This window comes from Mycobacterium mantenii (assembly GCF_010731775.1).
In the GTDB taxonomy this organism is placed as follows: Bacteria; Actinomycetota; Actinomycetes; order Mycobacteriales; family Mycobacteriaceae; genus Mycobacterium; species Mycobacterium mantenii.
The window spans coordinates 1,821,540-1,840,459 of sequence record NZ_AP022590.1; the positions used below are offsets into that span (position 1 = coordinate 1,821,540).

Genomic DNA, 18,920 nt, shown 5'->3' on the forward strand with positions numbered 1-18,920 from the left:
GCCCATGCCGGCCGACATGTCGGCCATAAAGAAGTTGACGGCAAGTAAGGCTGTCCGATCACATCTCGACCCAATCGGCCTGGTCATTGGCCCCACTGCACCCCACCCGATAATTTACTCGACCGCCAAGGGCCCGCGGCGTTCGATTAGTGTCACTGCTGCATCAATCAGATACTTCGCGATAACATGAACAGCGGAGCGGGCAGGCAGCACCTTGCACACGAAGGCAGGGTTGCTTGCTGTCGCGCGGCGGATCACTTCTCGGCAGCCGGGGGCGAATTCAGCCCGCTGCTCAATAAACCCGAAGGCATACGGGCTTATTGAGAAGGACGTTCGCTCATACCGGATGCAGTGCCCATCGGAGCTAATGGCGTAACCGCAGACCTGATCGGCGTCGGCGGTCAAGGGCCAAAATGGTGCCGCCACGTCGAAATGGCACACGATCTCAAAGTGAGAGCGCCCTGCGGGCGGCGCGTCGCGATCCGCGAATCGTGAACTACAAGTCGTGGCGATGTCATAGGGGCGCACCCGGTATTGGCGCATCAAATAAACAAAAGCCTCTGTTGCCGCGCGAGCCGCCGCGGGCAGATCTTCGGCCCAGGCCGTCGCTGCCGACGCCAGTTCACCGTTACTGCGGTGTTGGGACTCCACCTCCCGATCAGGGATAACGATCGATGGCTGCAGACATATATTTCTGATAACACAAGCGGAAAACTTCCACAAGCTGTAAGGGCAGGTTTGCGCTGAAAGCACGGCCTGGGCCGGTAGGCGGTCGTCTCCCGAGAACCTGGCTACGTCGAACGGCCCTGCAGGCGTCGGACGGGCCGCAGGTGGTGCAAGTCGATGCTGAACAGTGCGTGATCGACTCGGGCCAGTCGATCGGGCAGGGTCACGCCATTGTCGAAATTTGATGTTGGTCGCCTGGGAACAGCCACCAAGATATCGAAGGCGCGCGGCCCGAGCGCCGTAGGCGACGATGAACACCTGTGTGGGCCTGATTAATCTGCCCCCGCGCAACCGCCGTCTCCGAGATCGTCGTGGTGATGTCCTCCCGAATCGCCCGTGGTGACATCCAGGTAAAACCCCGAAGTGCCGATGACCGAACCCGACTCGTCGACCATGCTGTCACCCACCACGACCACAAAGCGGGTATGCCCGGCCGTGTCAATGATGCGGTGCCGACTGTTAAAGGGCTCCCCCTGCAGCACCCGATCCAAAACAGCCGTGACTTGCTGGCGATCGTCGGGATGTTTGTGCAGCAGGAGCAGCTCGGTGGTCGGTGTCACCGTTCTCGGCTCATAGCCATGCATCCGGGCAACCGCCTTTGACCACTCCCAGCGCTGGCCATCAAGGAAAAACCGGAACCGACCGACCCGCTGCGCCGTGCCAGCCACCACAGCGGCGTCATCGAAGTCGTCAACCACTTCACAACCTCCTGCCCGCACCGCAGAAGCCTCTGTCTGGGCTGGCGTGTGGGCGCGGCGAAGCCTCCGGGGTCACGTAGCACATCGGAATCGTCACCATCTTTGTCGAGCTCCCGACATAGTTTGCACTTTTCGACACTGGCTTTGCGCTCCGAGTGTGATCTGGCTGGTCGCGATAATCTGTTCCTAGCAACAGAGATAATTCATGTCAAATGCATGATTCTTCGTAGCTCACCGAGCCGACATGTCTATGTCCGTAAACGGATGTGGCCCCACCTCCTGATCTTTTCGACCCCGAACCGACCCGACGTGACCCGTCAGACCGCCTGATGCTGAGCAGTGATTACTGATGCTGAGCAATGATTAGAGGTCTGTAGATGAGCCTCGGCGAGGCGGAACGGGCGGACCTTCCCGAGGACGATCTGAAGTCCGTTTGTCTGATCAAGGACCGGCGTCGGCGCCCTGATTCGGGAAGCTACGCCCATGCTCACGGTTGTGGCAGCGGTGCGCCCCCTCTGCAACAGCACGAGAGATCGCTACGCTTGCATCCACTGCACGCCCGATGACTCACGTCGCAAACTCGACTGGTCAGGTCAGACTCAGTTGAAAGGTCTCGACCCGTGTCGCAGATGGCCAAGTCCCCCTCGGACACAATCTTGTTAGCTGGCAGTGTCCGTAAATCAGCTCCGAACTGCATCGGAGCGGATTTTTCGTGGTTGCTTACGTCCACTCGACACCGACACGGACCCCCACAACTAACGCCGGCGGCGAAAGCACCGCCGCGAAGAACTCACCACTGCGACCACCGAGGTCGCAGGCGATCAGACCTGCCGATTAGTAACGGATTCAAGAGGACCGTGAATTGCTTCGACATGTCTCCGGACTCACCGCGATTCAATGCGCCGCGTCCTGGTGACACTGGCGGACGTAAAGGTTCAGCCGGACTGTGGTGGATAGTCTGGCGACCAAGTACCTGACAACGACGGGGAGCAGAATGGTCGCGTTGGGCGGCGGTGGTATCGCAGCCTTCGGTCTCAGGTACCAGTACCTCGTAACGGCCGAATACGTCTTGGGCTTCCTTCGAAATAACCTCGCTCTGATACCGCACACGACGCTGGTGATCGAGCCGCTGCATAGGAAGGACGATGGCAAAGACGACGATGTAGTCGACTTCGCGGTCGAGATCGACGACGAGCCATCGCACAACGTGCAGGTGAAGTCGTCCTCTGAGCCCGATGATCACCCACTGCAACCGGCTGCTGCGGGAGAAGTCTTCGACCGACTTGTGATCCACCCCGCTGAAGAGAGAATTCTGCTCACGAACAAGCCCCTCTCGCCCGTCCTGGCCGACGCGGCGATAGAGCAAACGACCTATGCGAGCCGGACGGAGTACACCTGGCCGTCGGGCCCGCAGGCACCTGTTGGAGCTGCGGAACCGCGCATCATCTTCGACTCGCGAAGCACGGCTGAGTTGTTCGACTCAATCACGGAGTTGATCAAAGGTTTCCGCGTGGAGCGTGGACGCTCGCCAGGCACCGTCACCTGCCAGCTGCTGGTCTCGATCCTTGTCGACTTCATCTTCAGCGCTGCGGCGGGGACAGAACCAAGCAGAATTTCCGCCCTCGATCTCCTCGACAAGCTCGTCATGCCGGACGCAGCGATCGCGCAAGTCGCCGGCGGATTTGATTGGGGCTTACCGATTACCAACATCCCCAACTATCTGTCGACCGTTCCCAGGCTGGGCTACCTCAATGGGATTCAAAGCCATCTCGACCTTACGAAGGAAGTGTCGACTCCTTCTCGCGTGGTGTTAGCGGGCCGGACAGGAAACGGGAAAACCGTTCTTGCATCGGACTATTGCCATATTGAAGCCATCTCGTACGCGTTCATATGTTGGGTCGACTGTCGCGACGTTGACTTCATCGAACCGCAGATCCGCAATCTGATTGAGCAGTTGAACGAGACCGTCCCAGGTGGCACGACAATCGGGCCGGTGTTCGCCGGCATCCTCGGCCGCCACCCGGGCCCTTGGTTGCTCATCTTCGATGGACTCCAAAACCGCACAGATATCGAGGAATACATCCCGTCGCGAGGTTACGGCTCGATTATCGTCGCATCCAATAACAGTCTCAACTGGTGGCCAACTGCTCCGGTTATCGAAGTGGCTGAGTTCACCGAAGATGAAGCCATCGATTGCTTTGCAGCGTATGCGGATATCGGGCCCGCAGATCTCGACCGTGCCCGCGATTCGATCCGCGAGATTGTTGTCCGTTTGGGTCTGGTGCCCTTGGCTGTGAGCATGTCTGCGATCTACTTCAAGAACACTGAGGGTCAACTCGACGAGTTGGCTTTGCAGTACTTCAGCGATTTGGAAGCGCTCGCCGACGATGCATCGATACCGCCCGGCTTCCCGTCGACGGCGTTTGCAGCTATCCAGCATGCCGCCCGCAGCTTGGCAAAAGGCACGCGAACCGGGCAGGTGTACGGCAGGTCGGCGCGGGCCGTCGTGGAGATCGGCTGTCTGCTTGCACCAGAACTGTTGCCACTCAACTTCGTTCTGCAGGCGACAGACGAATCAGTCTACGTCGATCTTGCGAACCTCCCGGTACCAACCGAGGTAGATCAAGCTGTTCGTCGGGGAGTTCTGTCTGCGTTGCGCACGCAGTCCATCGCTCAGCGAGTTGTGAACGACGGGGAAGGTAACCGCACACCCGTCAGTGAGACGGTTGCGGTCCATCCCCTCGTACACGACATTCTCCGCCGGTCATACTTGGCCGCTGTACCCCACGGCTATCTAGAGTCCCAGTGCACCGTATTCATGTACTTCCTTGTCGGGTGGCTGGGAAAGTTGCGCGACCAAGGCGAATTCTTCGCAGTCGAACAGCTTCGCGTCCACGCCGATGATCTTCTGGCGCTCATCGCGGAGAACGAGCCGTTATCATCGATGTCGAGGCAGAGTCTCCGTGTATTCACCTACGCAAAAGCACTTCTGCGCGCCGAGCTCAGCACGTGCGCAGCGAGTCGTGGCAGGCTGCAGCAGGCACTTGAACTCGGTCATGCCGCAACACAGGACCTGGCGCCGTGGCTGCATGAGCAACATGCGCGACTCATCCGAGCCAAGATTCTCAGCAACATGATCGGCGATCTATCCATCGGCGAGGCAGCCCCGGAGATGGTCTCCACACTCGTGAACCCACTCCTGGTCGCGGTTCGCGAAGCTACAGCCAGCGCGGACGAGTCGAAACGCAGGTTCGGCTACGTAATCGCCGCCGAGACCCTCAGCTACCTCAATCGCACCGATCTGCACCGCAATTCGCCGCTATTAGCCGGAGCGCGGACCGAACTCGCCGGCATCGCGGACAGTGACCCCTCTGCGAATCCTGGCGGTGCGATACAGAACAATCTCGCGAATCGTCTCTACGAGGCGGGGCAGTTTGAGGAACTCCTTCGTCACGTACTCCTATGGCGGGAAGCCAATGAGTCAATCGAAAACGGCGTGCTCCTCGACGCGTTGATGATCGTGTGCCAACTCCATACTGACGATATCGACAATGCGCTAGCCGCGACTGACGCTCTCGTCTCCACCAGCGTGCACGCCAACTACGTACTTCTATCCATGCACGAAGCCTTGAAGAAAGTTGGCCGAGAACTCCACCGGGTGATCCCTACGCTGCCCGCACATCGCGATCGTCTCCAATCCGCGCTGGAGCGCGTACTTGCGCGATACAACCAACTCAGCGATTTGTCGGGAGGAGCTCCTCCCGACAGCTAGGACACTCGAAGCACTGATAACACCCAGGATTGTCAGCCGCCGCTCAGGACTCGCAGTGCTGCGTGCCCTCGTCGTGAGTTTGTCCCCGTAGCTATCCACGATCGATGGCCAAGATCACTGAGCATCGTCCACAGCGCGGCGATACGTTTGCGGTCGCTGCCAATCATCCGAGCGCGATCACCAACCGGATCGGTCACTGCGCAGGCCAGCACTGCCGCGTCATCGAGATGGCGACCGCGATCACGCGAGTCATCCAGGTAGGCAGCGCCTTTGAGCACCAACGCGCCCAGCACGTCAGGAATGCTGAGCGTGACGGCGCCCGCGCCGGCAGTCACCTCACAGTTGACCGTCTTGCGCAGCGCCGAAGTCCCACCCGGGACGGCAAACACCTTCCGCTGCAACACCTTCGGATGAAGCTTGAGCGGAAGGCGATCGGCCACCATGACATCGACCGTCTCGCCGTCGCCAGCACCACGGACGAAACGGTGTACCGGCCCGCTGCCGACGGGTTCACGCAGGCGATATCCGAGGCGTTCCAAGTCACGCCGGACACCACCAAATGTCGCCGCTCCGGTCTCGATGTGCAGGATCATGTCCACATCACGCGTGGCGCGGGTCAGCGGCAACCCCGCCCGCACCGCATGCAGCTGCACCATCAATCCACCCACCAGCGTCCACTGCGTGCAGGGGACGGCGTGGGCGATCTCGACGAGCTGCGGCCACGGCGACGGCCATCCGCCGGCCGGGGCATCCACCTGCCAGAGCGGTCGATTCTCGGCCTGCGGACTCATCGGTCCCGTCGTCCCGACACGCGCCGGCCGGTGTCACCGGAACGAAACCGGTCGAGCAGATCCTCCAGGACACCGATCCCCGCAGCAGACTCACGGGTGTCCAGCGACTCGGCCAAGTCGACCGCCACCGCGGCCGTCACGATGTGGTCGACCGCGTAGCCGGCATCCTCAGGCACCACCCGCACGATCACGTCACCCCCCACGTCATCGATAAGCCCGGCCGCGCCGACCACGCCGGCCAAATCGCGAGCACGAACATAACCCTCGACTCGCCCATCGACAGCCGTGAGATCGAACAGCTGCGACATCGCCTCATCGTGCAATGCACTGACTCCCGAGGCCAGCAGCCCGGTATCGGTGCCCCACCCACGCATCCGAAGCACCGACGCGCGGCGACGCGTCATCCAACACAACTGCGACGCGCCGCCAGCCCGCAGCCGATGCCGCAGCCGCGACAACGCCGAGGCGTCCAGCCAATCCACACGCTCACCGGAGAGCAACGCGAGTGCCGCCCACGCCGTGGCCGGCGTCCATGGGCGCCCATTGTGGCGGACCTGGTTTGCCAGCCGATGCACCGACGCACCATCCAACAACAACGCACCGCCAACCGTCCGCGTCACCGTCAACTCCCCCGCACGGGCAAGCCGCGCGACCTGCCGCGCCGAAACCCCCAGGATCTCCGCACCTGCCACAGCCGTCATCTCACTCACACATATATAGTCGACCAGAGGACGCATTTACGCAATATATGCAGCTCAAACTCATGACGATGGCCATCGGCCGTTCCGTCAACGACCGAGTTGGAAGGTCTCAACTCGTGTCGCAGGTGGACAACTCCCCCCTCGGACACCCGACTGAGGCGAGCGAAATGGACGCTTGAGTTCATTTCCGAGCCGATGGAGTGTGTTGAGCTGCGCAGCCACGATCACACCCGTATCTACTGACGGTATGCCGCTTCGGTGGCGGGCAGACGCCCCTGGGGACCGTCGCCGACAGCCCACCGCCACACACCTGCAGGGATGTATGGCGGGCCGGTCGCGTCCGCCGCCCCCGGTCTTGCCACCGCACGTAGCCTGGAATGAGGCCCAGCAGCCGGGAGCGTAAACGAATGAACCCATCGAGTGGTTTTTTCCGGCGGACATCATTGAAGACGTTCGTCGACCGACGCGAGGCCGGACGCGCGCTGGCGCGGGAACTGACGTCCTATCGCGGCCGCGACGACGTGCTGGTGCTGGGACTGGCCCGCGGCGGAGTGCCGGTGGCCTGGGAGGTCGCCGCGGCCCTGGGGGCCCCGCTCGACGTCTTCCTGGTTCGCAAGCTCGGAGTGCCGCACTGGTCGGAGTTGGCAATGGGCGCACTGGCCAGCGGTGGTGGCGTGGTGATGAACGAGGACGTGCTGGCCAGCCTGCACGTCACCGACCAGCAGGTGCGCGAGGTGATCGACAACGAGACGGCCGAGCTGCTCCGGCGCGAACACGCATACCGGGGCGGTCGCCCGGTCGCCGACCTGCGCGACCGGATCATCATCCTGGTCGACGACGGAATCGCAACGGGCGCAAGCATGCTCGCCGCCGTGCGCGCCATTCGAGCCGCCGGCCCGAGGTCGATCGTGGTCGCCGTTCCGGTGGGACCGGAGTCGACGTGCCGCGAGCTCGCGCAGGAGGCCGACGACGTGGTGTGTGCGACGATGCCGCCCGGATTCGAAGCGGTCGGGCAGGTCTACGACGACTTCCATCAGATCAGCGACGACGAAGTGCGCGAACTGCTCACCACGCCGACCAGCTGAGTGCGGACCCGCCCCACGGGCGACGAGGGGTTTTACTTGGCGGGCTCGTCGCCGCGGCCTTCGGCCGCGACCCGAGACTCCTCGGTCTGCGCCGTCTCCTCGGTCGCCGCCGGTTCGCCCTCAGCCGGGACTTCCTCCGGGTAGTCGACGTAGTCGTCCTCGTCGGCCTGGGCCTCGCCGGCGTCCTCCGCTTCGTCGCCGCCCAGGTCACGTCGCTGGCGCTCCCGCAGCGCGTCGAGGATCAACAGCACCACGCCCACCACGCTGGCGGCGATGCACACCCAGGCCACCAGCTCATTGCTGGTGACGACCGCGAACACCAACGCGACGAGCCCGATCAGGGCCAATACCAGCGCAATGATGAGCATCAGTCATCCTCCAAGCAACGAGCGGGACGGCGGTTTCATGACCTAGTGTGCCAACCCCGAGGCTCGGCGAGTGAACGGCACGCCCGAAAGGCTAGTTGTTGCCCCGGTTGAACTGGTCGAAGCTGCCCGCATCCGCACTGGAGTCCACCGGTGCCGCCGACCCACGCTGCCCGAGTTCCTCGAGCTGAGATTCCAGGTAGGTCTTGAGCCGGGTGCGGTATTCGCGTTCGAACGTCCGGAGCTGCTCGAGGCGGCCTTCCAGGACGGTGCGCTGCTGGTTGATGGTGCCCATGATCTCGGAGTGCTTGCGTTCGGCGTCGGCCTGCAGGGCGTCGGCCTTCTCCTGGGCCTGCCGCAACTGGGTTTCCGAACGGGTCTGTGCATCCGCGAGCATTGCGTCGGCGCGCTGCCGTGCCTCGGTGACCGTGGTCTCGGCGGTGCTGCGCGCCTCGCTCAGAATCTGGTCGGCATTGGCGCGGGCGTCGGCCAGCATCTTTTCCGACTCGTTCTTGGCGGTCGTGGTCAGGCGGTCGGCGGTGTCTTGCGCCAGCGTCAGCACCCGGGCGGCCTTCATGGCCTGTTCCTCGTTGCTCACCGCCGCGGCCGGGGCTGCGGCCGGCGCCGGCTTGGCCGGCTCCGGTTCGGGGACGGGAATCGCCTGGGTGGGCGCGGCGGCAGCCGCCGGAGTGACCGAGCCACCACCGGAGGCCAGCTCGTGGTCCAGCTCTTCGATCCGCTGGCGCAGATCGCTGTTCTCCTCGATGAGTCGCGTCAGCTCGGCTTCCACCAGATCGAGGAAGGCATCCACCTCGTCTTCGTTGTAGCCGCGCTTGCCGATCGGTGGCTTACTGAACGCCACATTGTGGACGTCGGCTGGTGTAAGCGGCATTGTTTCGTCCCCTCAAGTTCCTGTCGAACGTTCTGGAAAGTGTAGAACGCAGTGGTAGCCGTAGCGCAACTGCCGTCCATCCTGTCACACCAGGCGCGACCGTTGCTGATTAGCCCAATAAATAAGAGCCAATTTCAAACATTGAGGCCAATAAAATCCGAAACCTTAGAAGTTTTAAATCGACGGAACCAAACCGATGCTAAAGCGTGCCCGTACCGTCTCCGGGCCGGAATGGGTCCACGCCGAGGGGCCGCTCGCGGCCTCCGGGGCGCCTAGGGAGCTACGCCGCGGCGCCGAAGGCCAGCTGCATGCCGATGAACGCGACGAGCAACAGCACCATGATCGACAGGTCGAAGCGGACCGCCCCGATGGTGAGTTGCGGGATCAACCTGCGCAGCAGTTTCACCGGCGGATCGGTGATGGACAGGATGATCTCCAGCACCACCACGGTGATCCCGGTGGGATGCCAGTCCCGGCTGAACGAGCGGATGAACTCAACGACGACCCGAGCGATGAGCAGCAGCCAGAAGATGAACAGCGCAAACCCGAGGATCTGAAAGAACAACACCAACTGAAGTGCCCCGACCTTAACGATGAGATGCCAAGCGCCGCGGACCAGCGCGGCGCCTGCCAGCCTACCGACTCTGGGTGAGAGGCCTTATCTCACGTGGCCCCTTCAGTTCCCCAAGAAACCGAACTACCGCGGCGAAGCCGACGGCGGATGCGCCTATTGGTAAGCGTAGAAGCCGGTTTCGGCGATCCGGCGGCGTTCCTCCGGGGACACGTCCACGTCGGCGGGTGAGAGCAGGAACACCTTGGTCGCGACCTTGTCGAAGGAGCCGCGCAACGCGAAGGCCAGGCCGGCGGCGAAGTCGACGAGCCGCTTGGCGTCCGCGTTGTCCATCGACACCAGGTCCATGATGACCGGGGTGCCGTCGCGGAAACGCTCGCCGATGGTGCGGGCCTCGCTGTAGTCCTTGGGCCGCAGCGTGGTGATCTTGGACAGCGGGTGGCCCTCTTCGAACATCATCGCCATGCGGCGCGGGTCCATCGCCAGCGCTCCGCGGGTGGAGTTGCGCAACCACGACCCGAAACGCGGCCCGCCCCGCTCGCCCCGGTCGAACTCGCGGGGGTGGACGGCGCCGTAGCGGGGCTCGTCCCCGTAGCCGCCGCGGTAGCCGGCGGGCGGCGGGTAGTCGGCGGGCTCGCGGCGCGGATCGTCGTAGTCGTCTTGCTCGTAGCGACCGTATCCGTCGTCAAATCGCGGGCGCGGAAAACCACGGGACGGAGCGTGGTCGTCGTAATACTCGTCCTCGTAGTCGTCCATTGGGGCCATACCGAAATAGGCCTTGACTTTGTGCAGTGTGCTCATTGCGTTGACCCTTCTAGCCCCTGGGAGTACTGGTGTTAGTGATAAAGCTGTTACTGCAGTGACTACTTACGGTGACGGTAACCGCCGCGGACCCAATAGCGCGGTACCGACACGCACACACGTCGAACCGTGTTTGACGGCGATTTCGAAGTCGTTGGTCATGCCGGCGGACAACCCGACCGCGTTGCGATGCGACTCGAGGACCCGCCGATGCTCGGATCGGAGCCGGTCAAAGGCCTCGTCGGGGTCCGAGTTCAGCGGGGGGATCCCCATCAGCCCGACCAGGTCCAGGTTCGTGGACTCCTCGACCTGGTCGCACACTTCGTCGACGGCGCCCGGTCGCGAAATGTCGACGCCGCCGCGAGACTCGTCGCCGTCGAGGCTGACCTGGACGTAGATCCGCATCGGGTCGGTGCGGCTGCCCTCGGCCAGGGCCGCGCCCACCGCCTTGTCGAGCGCGGTCACCAGGTGTGCGCTGTCCACCGAGTGAGCGGTATGCGCCCAGCGCGCCACCGATCGGGCCTTATTCCGCTGGATATGACCGACCATGTGCCACCGCGGATTTCCCACGTTCGCCCGCTCGGGCGCCGCCAGCAGCCGAGTGACTTCGGCCACTTTCGCCGTCGCCTCCTGGTCCCGCGATTCGCCAACGGCCCGGCAACCCAATCGGGACAAAATCACAACATCGGTTGCTGGAAAGAATTTGGTAATCGGTAGGACTTCGATTTCACCGACGTTGCGGCCCGCCGCTTCAGCCGCCGCCGCAAGGCGCGAGCGCACCGATGCCAATGCGTGGGTCAATTCCGATTCGCGGTCGCTTCGACTGCCCGGGGCTGGTATTCCTACCGCCATCGAGGTCACTCCATCCAGACCAGTGAGGCCAGCCGGCCGGTCGGCGCGTCCCGGCGATGACTGAACAATGCCGGGTCATCCACCGTGCACCGCGCATCGATGTCGATTGCGGTCACACCCAAATCCCTTAGCTGGCAAGCGATTCCGGCCCGCAGATCCAGTCCGGGTGTTCCGGCGGCGGTGGTGGTGCGGCTGCCCGGCAACGCGGCCTCGACCTCGTCGGCCATGGCGGCGGGCACTTCGTAATTGCGGCCGCTGACGGCCGGGCCCAACAGGGCCGTGATGTCTTCGGGCTGCGCGCCGAGCGCCAGCATCGCCTCCACCGTCCGGGCCACCACGCCGCGCTGGGCGCCGACCCGGCCGGCGTGCACCGCCGCGGCCACCCCGGCACGCGCATCGGCCATCAACACCGGAACGCAGTCGGCGGTCACCACCGCCAGCGCGAGTCTCGCCGTGCGGGTCACCAACGCGTCGGTGTCGTCGACCGCGCTGCCTCGCGCCCCGTCGACCACCTCGACCCGATCGCCGTGGACCTGGTTCATCCACACCACGCGGTTGGGGCGCAGTCCGACCGCCTTCGCCAGCCGGGTCCGGTTTTCGGCCACCGCCGCCGGGTCATCACCGACGTGGTCGCCCAGGTTGAAGGTGTCGAAGGGCGGCTTGGAGACACCACCGGCGCGGGTGGTGGTCACCCGCCGGACGCGAACGCTCACATGACCAGTATCGAAGATTCCGTGTCGGCCAGGCGGCCCCGACTGTTCCGATCGGGGGTCCAGGGTCACGGGCATGATCTCAGCGACGCATGAACGGCGGCACGTCGACGTCATCGTCATCGCCGCCAATATTCAATGTCGATCCGTTGGTATGAACCGGCACGCTGACCGCGTCGACCGGTTCGAACAACGTCGAGGTGAGCTTGCCCGCCTTCGCCGACTCGATCCGGTGCGCGCCGCCGGTCTTCTCCTCCCTGTCGGCGCTGCTGCCGATCACGGGTTTACGGCCGGCGCCGGCGGCGTCGAAGCCCGCGGCGATGACGGTGACGCGCACCTCGTCGCCCAGCGAGTCGTCGATCACGGTGCCGAAGATGATGTTGGCGTCCTGGTGGGCGGCGTCCTGCACCAGCGAGGCCGCCTCGTTGATCTCGAACAGACCCAGGTCGCTGCCGCCGGCGATCGACATCAGCACGCCCTGGGCGCCCTCCATCGAGGCCTCCAGCAGCGGTGAGTTGATGGCGATTTCGGCGGCCTTGAGCGAACGGCCTTCGCCGCGTGCGGAACCGATACCCATCAGGGCCGTGCCCGCGCCGGACATGATGCCCTTGACGTCGGCGAAGTCCACGTTGATCAGGCCCGGCGTGGTGATCAGGTCGGTGATGCCCTGCACACCGTTGAGCAGCACCTCGTCGGCGCTGCGGAAGGCGTCCATCAGCGATACCGCGGCGTCGCCCATCTGCAGCAGCCGGTCGTTGGGAATCACGATCAGGGTGTCGCAGCTCTCGCGCAGCGCCGAGATGCCGCTCTCGGCCTGGTTGCCGCGCCGCTTGCCCTCGAACGAGAACGGGCGGGTGACCACGCCGACGGTCAACGCACCCAGCTTGCGCGCGATGCTGGCGACGACGGGCGCCCCGCCGGTCCCGGTCCCGCCGCCCTCGCCGGCGGTGACGAAGACCATGTCCGCGCCGCGGAGCAGCTCCTCGATCTCATCCTTGGCGTCCTCGGCGGCCTTGCGGCCGACTTCAGGGTCCGCCCCGGCGCCCAGGCCACGCGTGGAGTCGCGCCCGACATCGAGTTTGACGTCGGCATCACTCATCAACAGCGCTTGCGCGTCGGTGTTGATCGCGATGAACTCCACGCCTTTGAGGCCTTGTTCGATCATCCGGTTGACGGCGTTGACGCCGCCGCCACCGATACCCACGACCTTGATCACGGCCAGGTAGTTGTGCGGGGGGGTCATCATTCGTCTTCCTCCCTGATGGGCTTAGTTCTCCCGGTGATGGGCTACCGGCGGTGGCTCCTCCGGACGTTCGCGGTCCTCTCTGGCAAACCCTCAACCTCAACCATAGAGTTAGAGTTATGTCAAGTAGTACCGCGCAACCAGAACGGTATGGGTATGGCGGGCCCTAACCCGGCAGGCGCGCCGACACGCGTTCCGCAAATTTCGCGCAATTTTCCCGCCCGGTGCGGCGTGCGCGCTGTTCGACGGCGCGTCGGCCCGAACGACGTGACAAAGATCGCTATTTGACCGTCGGCAGGTCGGGGCTGGACACGTCGTAGGTCTTGCCGGGCTGGGTGAGCAGCGCAGCCAGCTTCTCGGCCTTCTCGTCAGTGCGGTCGGTGGTCCCCCAGATCACCACCCGGCCGTCGCCCAGCGTCAGCGTGATCGAGGCCACCGAGGGCGCCGCGATCCTGCCGACCTGGCCCGCGACCTCGGGGCGCAGCGCAGTCAGCACCTGCAGCGCCGCCTTGGTCGCCGGGTCGTTCGGCCCCGGGTCGGCGACGTCGAGGTAGGGCAGCGCCGGTGGCGGCGGCCCGGTCGCGAAGTCCACGCCATCCCGGTCGAAGAGATGCGGGCCATCGGGAAAGTCTTTGACCGCCACCGGGACTCGCTCGACGATGGTGATCCGCAGCGCCGACGGATACTGGCGCTGCACCCGAGCGCTGGCCACTCGCCGGATCGCGGCCACCCGGTCGGCGACCTGGCTGGTGTTGATCTGTAGCAGCGGCGTCCCCGGCCGCACCCGCGCCGCGTCCAAGACCTCTTCCCGGGTCACCACCCCGGTGCCGACGACGACGATGTTGCGGGCCGACATCGCGGGCGTGAAATAGAGGATCAACGCCAGCCCGATCCCGACGATCACCAGCAAGACGGTCGCCAGCAGCATCTTCAGGCCCCGAACGACGCCGCGCGCAACGGGTTTGGGCTCGTTGACCAGCCGTCCGCTGGCGCGGCGCTTAGCCTCGCGGCGGGCCTCTTCGATGGCGGTGGCGCGGGCCTGCGCGGCGCGGCGTTCGGCCCGTTCGCGCCGGGCGCGGCGGCGGGGGCCCTCGACCTCGGCCTCACCGGTCTCTTTATCGGCCTCTTCATCGGCCCTTTGGTCGCGCTGCCGATCGGCCCCCGCATCGGCTCCCGTCCGATCCGAGCCGGCGCCGGTGGCGAGCGGTTCGGTGGCCGCGTTGTCGTCGGCGTCGCCGGCCGGCTGACGGTCGGCCTGTTCGCCGACCACGTTGGTCGGGACGGGATCGTCCGACTGCGTCATCGCAATGCCCCGGGGGCGCTGCGGTTGGCCCGCACCCGCAATGCCGTGACGATCTCGGGGCCCAGCAGGGTCACGTCGCCCGCGCCCATGGTGACGATGACATCGTTCGGCCCGGCGGCTGCAGCCACCTGCTCGGCGGCGGCGGAGAAGTGCGGCACATAGCGCACCGGCACGCTGACGTGCTCTGCGACGGTGGCCCCGCTCACGCCGGCCAGCGGTTGTTCTCGCGCGCCGTAGACGTCGAGAACGAAGACTTCGTCCGCCGCGTCCAGCGCCCGCCCGAACTCTTCGGCGAAAGCCTTTGTCCGCGAATATAAATGGGGCTGGAACACCGCGATGGCGCGGCCGTCGCCGCTCTGCTCGAGCAGGGTGCGGACCGCCGCCAACGTCGCGCTGATCTCCGTCGGGTGGTGCGCGTAGTCGTCGAACACCCGCACCGAGGCCGCGCTGCCGACTAGTTCGAATCGGCGGCGCACGCCCTCGAAGCCCTGCAGGCCGTCCAGCACGGCGTCGGCCGGGGCGCCGATCTCGAGCGCCGCCACCAGCGCGCCCATCGCGTTGAGCGCCATATGGCGTCCGGGCACCGACAACCGCAGCACCGTCGGGTGCTGCTCTGGGTCCAGTTCGGGGGCCAGCCGGATCTGCGCGACGGCTTCGGTGCCCTGCTGTTGCCACGACAACAACGTGGCGGCCAGTTCGCCGGACTGGTCCGCGCCCTCCTGCGCCGCGGATCCGTACCGCAGCACCCGAATGCCCAGCTCGGCCGTGCGCCGCGCCAGTGCCGCGGCCCCCGGGTCGTCCACGCAGACCACCAGCGCCCCGCCCGGGGCCAGCCGCTCCACGAAGGCGTCGAACACCGCGACGTAGGCGTCGGCGCTGCCGTAGAAGTCCAGGTGATCGGTCTCGATGTTGGTGACCACGGCGACGTTGGGCGTGTACTCCAGCAGCGAGCCGTCGCTTTCGTCGGCCTCCGCGACGAAGCAGTCGCCGCTGCCGTGGTGGGCGTTGGTGCCGGCCTCCCCCATCTCGCCGCCGACCGCGAACGACGGGTCGCGTCCGCAGTGCTGCAGCGCCACGATCAACATCGACGTCGTCGTCGTCTTGCCGTGCGTGCCGGTGACCATCAGCGTGGTGCGCCCGTTCATCAGCTTGGCCAGCACCGCCGGCCGCAGGATCACCGGAATGCCGCGGCGCCGGGCCTCGACGAGCTCGGGATTGGTTTTCGGGATGGCGGCGTGGGTGGTGACGACCGCGGTGGCGCCGCCGGGCAACAGGTCCAGCGAGGACGCATCGTGCCCGATGTTGATCTGCGCACCCCGGGCGCGCAGCGCGTGAATGCCGCGCGACTCCTTGGCATCCGAGCCGGACACCAGACCGCCGCGGTCGAGCAGGATGCGGGCGATGCCCGACATGCCGGCTCCCCCGATGCCGACCATGTGCACCCTTTGCAACTCAGGGGGTAGCGAGGGCGGCAGCTGTTCGGTGTTCACAGCTTTCCTCCGGCCGAGCGGCCGAGCTGCGCCTTCCTGGCGATGTCCAGCGCCGCCTGGGCGACCTGGCGCGCCGCGTCGGGATGTCCCACTTGCGCGGCGGCGGTGGTCATGGCCGCCAGCCGCGGCGGATCGCCCAGCAGCGCCGCCACTTCCCGGGCGACCAACTCGGGCGTCAGATCGGCGTCGGCGACGATCATGCCGCCCCCGGCGTTGACGACCGGCAGCGCGTTCAGCCGCTGCTCGCCGTTGCCGATCGGCAGGGGCACGTAGATGGCCGGCAAGCCCACCGCCGAGACCTCGGCAACCGTCATCGCACCGGACCGGCAAATCACCAGGTCGGCGGCCGAATAGGCCAGATCCATCCGGTCGAGGTAGGGCACCGCCACGTAGGGCGGGTCACCCGGCCGGGATTCACGCAGGTCGAGCGCGTTCTTGGGGCCGTGCGCATGCAGGACGGCCACGCCGGCGGCGGCCAGCTCGGCGGCAGCACCGGAGACGGCCCGGTTCAGCGAGGCGGCCCCCTGCGAGCCGCCGAACACCAGCAGGACCCGGGCGTCGTCGGCGAAACCGAAGTACCTGCGTGCCTCGTCGCGCAGCGCCGCGCGGTCCAGCGAGGTGATGGCCTCGCGCACCGGCACGCCGACCACCTCGGCGCGCGGCAGCCCGCAGTCGGCCACCGCGGAGAGCACCCGGTCGGCGCTGCGGGCGCCGACCCGGTTGGCCAGCCCGGCGCTGGCGTTGGCTTCGTGGATCACCACCGGGACCCGGCGCTTGCGCCCCGCCACCCCGCGGGCCGCGAGGTAGGCGGGCAGCGCCACGTACCCACCGAAACCGATGATCACATCGGCGTCGACCGCCCTCAGCACGGCACGGGTTTCCCGGACCGCCCGCCACACCCGCGAGGGCAGCCGTGCCAGATCGCCGCTGGGCTTGCGGGGCAGGGGCACCGGTGTGATCAGCTCGAGGTCATAGCCGCGCTCGGGCACCAGCCGGGTCTCCAGCCCGCGGGCGGTGCCCAACGCGGTGATCCTGACCTGCGGATCGAGAGCACTCAGCGCGTCGGCGACGGCCATCGCGGGTTCGACGTGGCCGGCGGTTCCGCCCCCGGCCAGCACGACCGACAGCGGCCTATGCGAGGTAAAAGAGGACAACGCGGCACCGGCGGGCGAAGGGTTTACCCCCCGCCCGCCGGTCGGCTTGTTGACCGTGTCGTTCACCCGTAACGCTGACCTTCCAATGCGCGAGCGCGTCGTGGCTGACGCTGGCCGGCCGCCTGGCTGACGCGGCGCTGGCCAGATCCATGATGCCTCGCCCGTGAGCGGGCGGTCCCCCCGGTCTGGCGAGCCGGCCGGCCCGCCGTTCGCGGTAGCGCCGGCCGCAGCGACGCGTCGGCCTTGCGGGAGGACTTGCGGGACGCCGTGCGCCCGGGCGCCCCCGCGCCCTTGCGGCTCGCCTCGGCCGACTTCGGACGGGCACGCCTGCGGTCGCGGAACGCCTCCAGCCGCGTCGGCGAGTAGGGCTCGGGTAGCGGCAGCCGCAGGATCCGGTTCACCTTGTCGTCGCGGCCCGCCCGCAGCGCGGCCACCGCCTCGGGTTCGTGACGGGCCGCGTTGGCCATAATGCCGATCATGAAAAGCGTTGCCGCGGTGGATGTTCCACCGGCGGAAATCAGTGGCAGCTGGATACCGGTAACCGGCAGGATGCCGATCACGTAGCCGATGTTGATGAACGCCTGGCCCAGCACCCACATCGTCGTGGTGGCGGTCAGCAGCCGCAGGAACGGGTCGGCCGAGCGGCGGGCGATCCGCATACCGGTGTAGGCGAACAACCCGAACAGCACCAGCAGCGCGAAGGCACCGATGAAGCCGAGCTCCTCGCCGATGATCGCGAAGATGAAGTCGTTGTGGGCGTTGGGCAGGTAATTCCATTTGGCCACACCCTGGCCCAGGCCGTCGCCGAAGATCCCGCCGTGCGCCAGCGCGAATTTCGCCTGCCGAGCCTGGTAACCGGTGTCCTGCGGGTCGTTCTCGGGGTTGATCCAGGACCGCACCCGGTCCGACCGGTAGCCGGCCGACATGGCCAGGATCGCGCCGGCCACGAAGACGGCCAGCAGCGAGGCGACGAAGACGCGCAGCGGCAGGCCGGCGTACCACAGCAGGGCGAGCAAAATGATGCCCAGCGACACCGTCTGTCCGAGGTCGGGCTGCGCCACGATCAGCGCCAGCGCGATCACCGCCGCCGGCACCAGCGGAATCAGCAACTCGCGCAGGCTCGCCCGCTCCAGGCGACGGGCGGCGAGCATGTGGGCGCCCCAGATGGCGAAGGCGATTTTGGCCAGCTCGGACGGCTGCATCGAGAAGCCCGCGACCACGAACCACTTACGAGATCCGTTGGCCAGGTTGCCGATGCCGGGAACGAGCACCAACACCAGCAGGATGACGGTGACGACGTAGCCGGCGAACGCGACGCGCCGGATGAACCGCACCGACATCCGCAACGAGGCGTAGCAGGCGATCAGCCCGATCACGGTCCACAGGACCTGTTTGCCGAAGATCACCCAGGCCGATCCGTCGGCATCGTAGGACCGCACGCCCGACGCCGACAGCACCATGATCAGTCCCAGCGTCGTCAGCAACGCGGTCACCGCGATGATCAGGTGAAACGACGTCATGGGCCGGCCGAGCCAGGCGCCGAACCGGCCGTGCGTACCGCCCTCTGCGGCGGTGGCCTTGTCCTTCTTGGCCTTGGGCGCTCTATCAACCTGCTTGTCGGCCTGCTTGTCGGACTGCTTGTCGGACGCTGCGTTCAAGCCGTCGTCCGCGTCGACGTCGTCGGCCGGCCCGGGCTCAGCCGTGGCGGTCCCGGTGTTGTCTTTACCCCGGCCCAGCAGCCGGGTCAGTGCGTTACCCACGCCCGC

General features: G+C 66.0%; 16 protein-coding genes and 1 pseudogene. 2 read left to right on the forward strand and 15 right to left on the reverse strand.

The window, feature by feature from the left end; all coding sequences use genetic code 11:
• Positions 1–114: 114 nt before the first annotated feature.
• Together G6N50_RS08155 and G6N50_RS08160 are read right to left on the reverse strand one after the other, a co-directional pair.
• Complete coding sequence (locus G6N50_RS08155) at positions 115–723, reverse strand: hypothetical protein (RefSeq protein WP_133058024.1); 609 nt, start codon at positions 721–723, stop codon at positions 115–117.
• A gap of 275 nt (positions 724–998) precedes the next feature.
• Positions 999–1,424: a PAS domain-containing protein gene (locus G6N50_RS08160; protein ID WP_051445881.1), complete on the reverse strand. Its 426-nt coding sequence runs from the start codon at positions 1,422–1,424 to the stop codon at positions 999–1,001.
• A gap of 946 nt (positions 1,425–2,370) precedes the next feature.
• Between G6N50_RS08160 and G6N50_RS08165 the strand changes: the two genes are divergently transcribed.
• Positions 2,371–5,196 (forward strand): hypothetical protein, encoded by a 2,826-nt coding sequence (locus tag G6N50_RS08165; protein ID WP_142275733.1) that lies wholly within the window; start codon positions 2,371–2,373, stop codon positions 5,194–5,196.
• 32 nt (positions 5,197–5,228) lie between these two features.
• On the opposite strand, the gene G6N50_RS08170 is transcribed toward G6N50_RS08165, so the two are convergent.
• Positions 5,229–5,852 carry a hypothetical protein gene (locus G6N50_RS08170; RefSeq protein ID WP_042911635.1) on the reverse strand — a complete coding sequence of 208 codons (624 nt, stop codon included), beginning with the start codon at positions 5,850–5,852 and terminating at the stop codon, positions 5,229–5,231.
• A gap of 131 nt (positions 5,853–5,983) precedes the next feature.
• The gene (locus G6N50_RS08175; RefSeq protein WP_080691182.1) at positions 5,984–6,688 is read right to left on the reverse strand and encodes a MerR family transcriptional regulator; all 705 of its coding nucleotides are present in this window, start codon (positions 6,686–6,688) and stop codon (positions 5,984–5,986) included.
• 401 nt (positions 6,689–7,089) lie between these two features.
• Between G6N50_RS08175 and G6N50_RS08180 the strand changes: the two are divergent.
• Positions 7,090–7,773, forward strand: a pseudogene (locus tag G6N50_RS08180) (phosphoribosyltransferase); the annotation flags it as partial.
• A 32-nt stretch (positions 7,774–7,805) separates the two neighbouring features.
• On the opposite strand, the gene G6N50_RS08185 reads toward G6N50_RS08180, so the two are convergent.
• The 11 genes from G6N50_RS08185 to ftsW all read right to left on the reverse strand — a co-directional run bounded on the left by G6N50_RS08185 (position 7,806) and on the right by ftsW (position 18,914).
• Positions 7,806–8,141 (reverse strand): SUR7/PalI family protein, encoded by a 336-nt coding sequence (locus tag G6N50_RS08185; RefSeq protein ID WP_083098740.1) that lies wholly within the window; start codon positions 8,139–8,141, stop codon positions 7,806–7,808.
• Positions 8,142–8,232: 91 nt separating this feature from the next.
• Positions 8,233–9,030 carry a DivIVA-like cell division protein Wag31 gene (gene wag31 / locus G6N50_RS08190; RefSeq protein ID WP_083098742.1) on the reverse strand — a complete coding sequence of 266 codons (798 nt, stop codon included), beginning with the start codon at positions 9,028–9,030 and terminating at the stop codon, positions 8,233–8,235.
• Positions 9,031–9,310: 280 nt separating this feature from the next.
• Positions 9,311–9,601, reverse strand: coding sequence for a YggT family protein (locus G6N50_RS08195; RefSeq protein ID WP_007770770.1), 291 nt, complete (start codon positions 9,599–9,601; stop codon positions 9,311–9,313).
• 156 nt (positions 9,602–9,757) lie between these two features.
• On the reverse strand, positions 9,758–10,402 hold the full coding sequence (locus tag G6N50_RS08200) for a cell division protein SepF (protein ID WP_007770769.1): 645 nt from the start codon (positions 10,400–10,402) through the stop codon (positions 9,758–9,760).
• Positions 10,403–10,468: 66 nt separating this feature from the next.
• Positions 10,469–11,254, reverse strand: a complete 786-nt coding sequence (locus G6N50_RS08205; RefSeq protein ID WP_083098768.1) for a YggS family pyridoxal phosphate-dependent enzyme — start codon at positions 11,252–11,254, stop codon at positions 10,469–10,471.
• Positions 11,255–11,259: 5 nt separating this feature from the next.
• Positions 11,260–11,967, reverse strand: a complete 708-nt coding sequence (gene pgeF, locus G6N50_RS08210; RefSeq protein ID WP_083098743.1) for a peptidoglycan editing factor PgeF — start codon at positions 11,965–11,967, stop codon at positions 11,260–11,262.
• A gap of 79 nt (positions 11,968–12,046) precedes the next feature.
• Positions 12,047–13,207 (reverse strand): cell division protein FtsZ, encoded by a 1,161-nt coding sequence (gene ftsZ, locus G6N50_RS08215; protein WP_083098766.1) that lies wholly within the window; start codon positions 13,205–13,207, stop codon positions 12,047–12,049.
• Positions 13,208–13,487: 280 nt separating this feature from the next.
• Positions 13,488–14,510, reverse strand: a complete 1,023-nt coding sequence (locus G6N50_RS08220) for a cell division protein FtsQ/DivIB (RefSeq protein WP_083098745.1) — start codon at positions 14,508–14,510, stop codon at positions 13,488–13,490.
• Positions 14,507–16,000 (reverse strand): UDP-N-acetylmuramate--L-alanine ligase, encoded by a 1,494-nt coding sequence (gene murC / locus G6N50_RS08225; RefSeq protein ID WP_083098747.1) that lies wholly within the window; start codon positions 15,998–16,000, stop codon positions 14,507–14,509. The genes G6N50_RS08220 and murC overlap by 4 nt, the downstream gene beginning before the upstream one ends.
• Positions 15,997–17,220 (reverse strand): undecaprenyldiphospho-muramoylpentapeptide beta-N-acetylglucosaminyltransferase, encoded by a 1,224-nt coding sequence (murG, locus tag G6N50_RS08230; protein WP_083098748.1) that lies wholly within the window; start codon positions 17,218–17,220, stop codon positions 15,997–15,999. Before murG ends, murC begins: the two co-directional genes overlap by 4 nt.
• A complete protein-coding gene (gene ftsW / locus G6N50_RS08235; RefSeq protein ID WP_083098769.1) occupies positions 17,217–18,914 on the reverse strand; it encodes a putative lipid II flippase FtsW in 1,698 nt (565 codons plus the stop codon). The genes murG and ftsW overlap by 4 nt, the downstream gene beginning before the upstream one ends.
• Positions 18,915–18,920 lie beyond the last annotated feature (6 nt).

Excerpts from the sequence above, each read along its gene's own strand:
- G6N50_RS08170 (WP_042911635.1), bottom strand. The coding sequence starts at position 5,852 with ATGGTGCAGCTGCATGCGGTGCGGGCGGGGTTGCCGCTGACCCGCGCC.
- G6N50_RS08175 (WP_080691182.1), bottom strand. The coding sequence starts at position 6,688 with ATGACGGCTGTGGCAGGTGCGGAGATCCTGGGGGTTTCGGCGCGGCAG.
- G6N50_RS08185 (WP_083098740.1), bottom strand. The coding sequence starts at position 8,141 with ATGCTCATCATTGCGCTGGTATTGGCCCTGATCGGGCTCGTCGCGTTG.
- wag31 (WP_083098742.1), bottom strand. The coding sequence starts at position 9,030 with ATGCCGCTTACACCAGCCGACGTCCACAATGTGGCGTTCAGTAAGCCA.
- G6N50_RS08200 (WP_007770769.1), bottom strand. The coding sequence starts at position 10,402 with ATGAGCACACTGCACAAAGTCAAGGCCTATTTCGGTATGGCCCCAATG.
- G6N50_RS08205 (WP_083098768.1), bottom strand. The coding sequence starts at position 11,254 with ATGGCGGTAGGAATACCAGCCCCGGGCAGTCGAAGCGACCGCGAATCG.
- ftsZ (WP_083098766.1), bottom strand. The coding sequence starts at position 13,207 with ATGACCCCCCCGCACAACTACCTGGCCGTGATCAAGGTCGTGGGTATC.
- G6N50_RS08220 (WP_083098745.1), bottom strand. The coding sequence starts at position 14,510 with ATGACGCAGTCGGACGATCCCGTCCCGACCAACGTGGTCGGCGAACAG.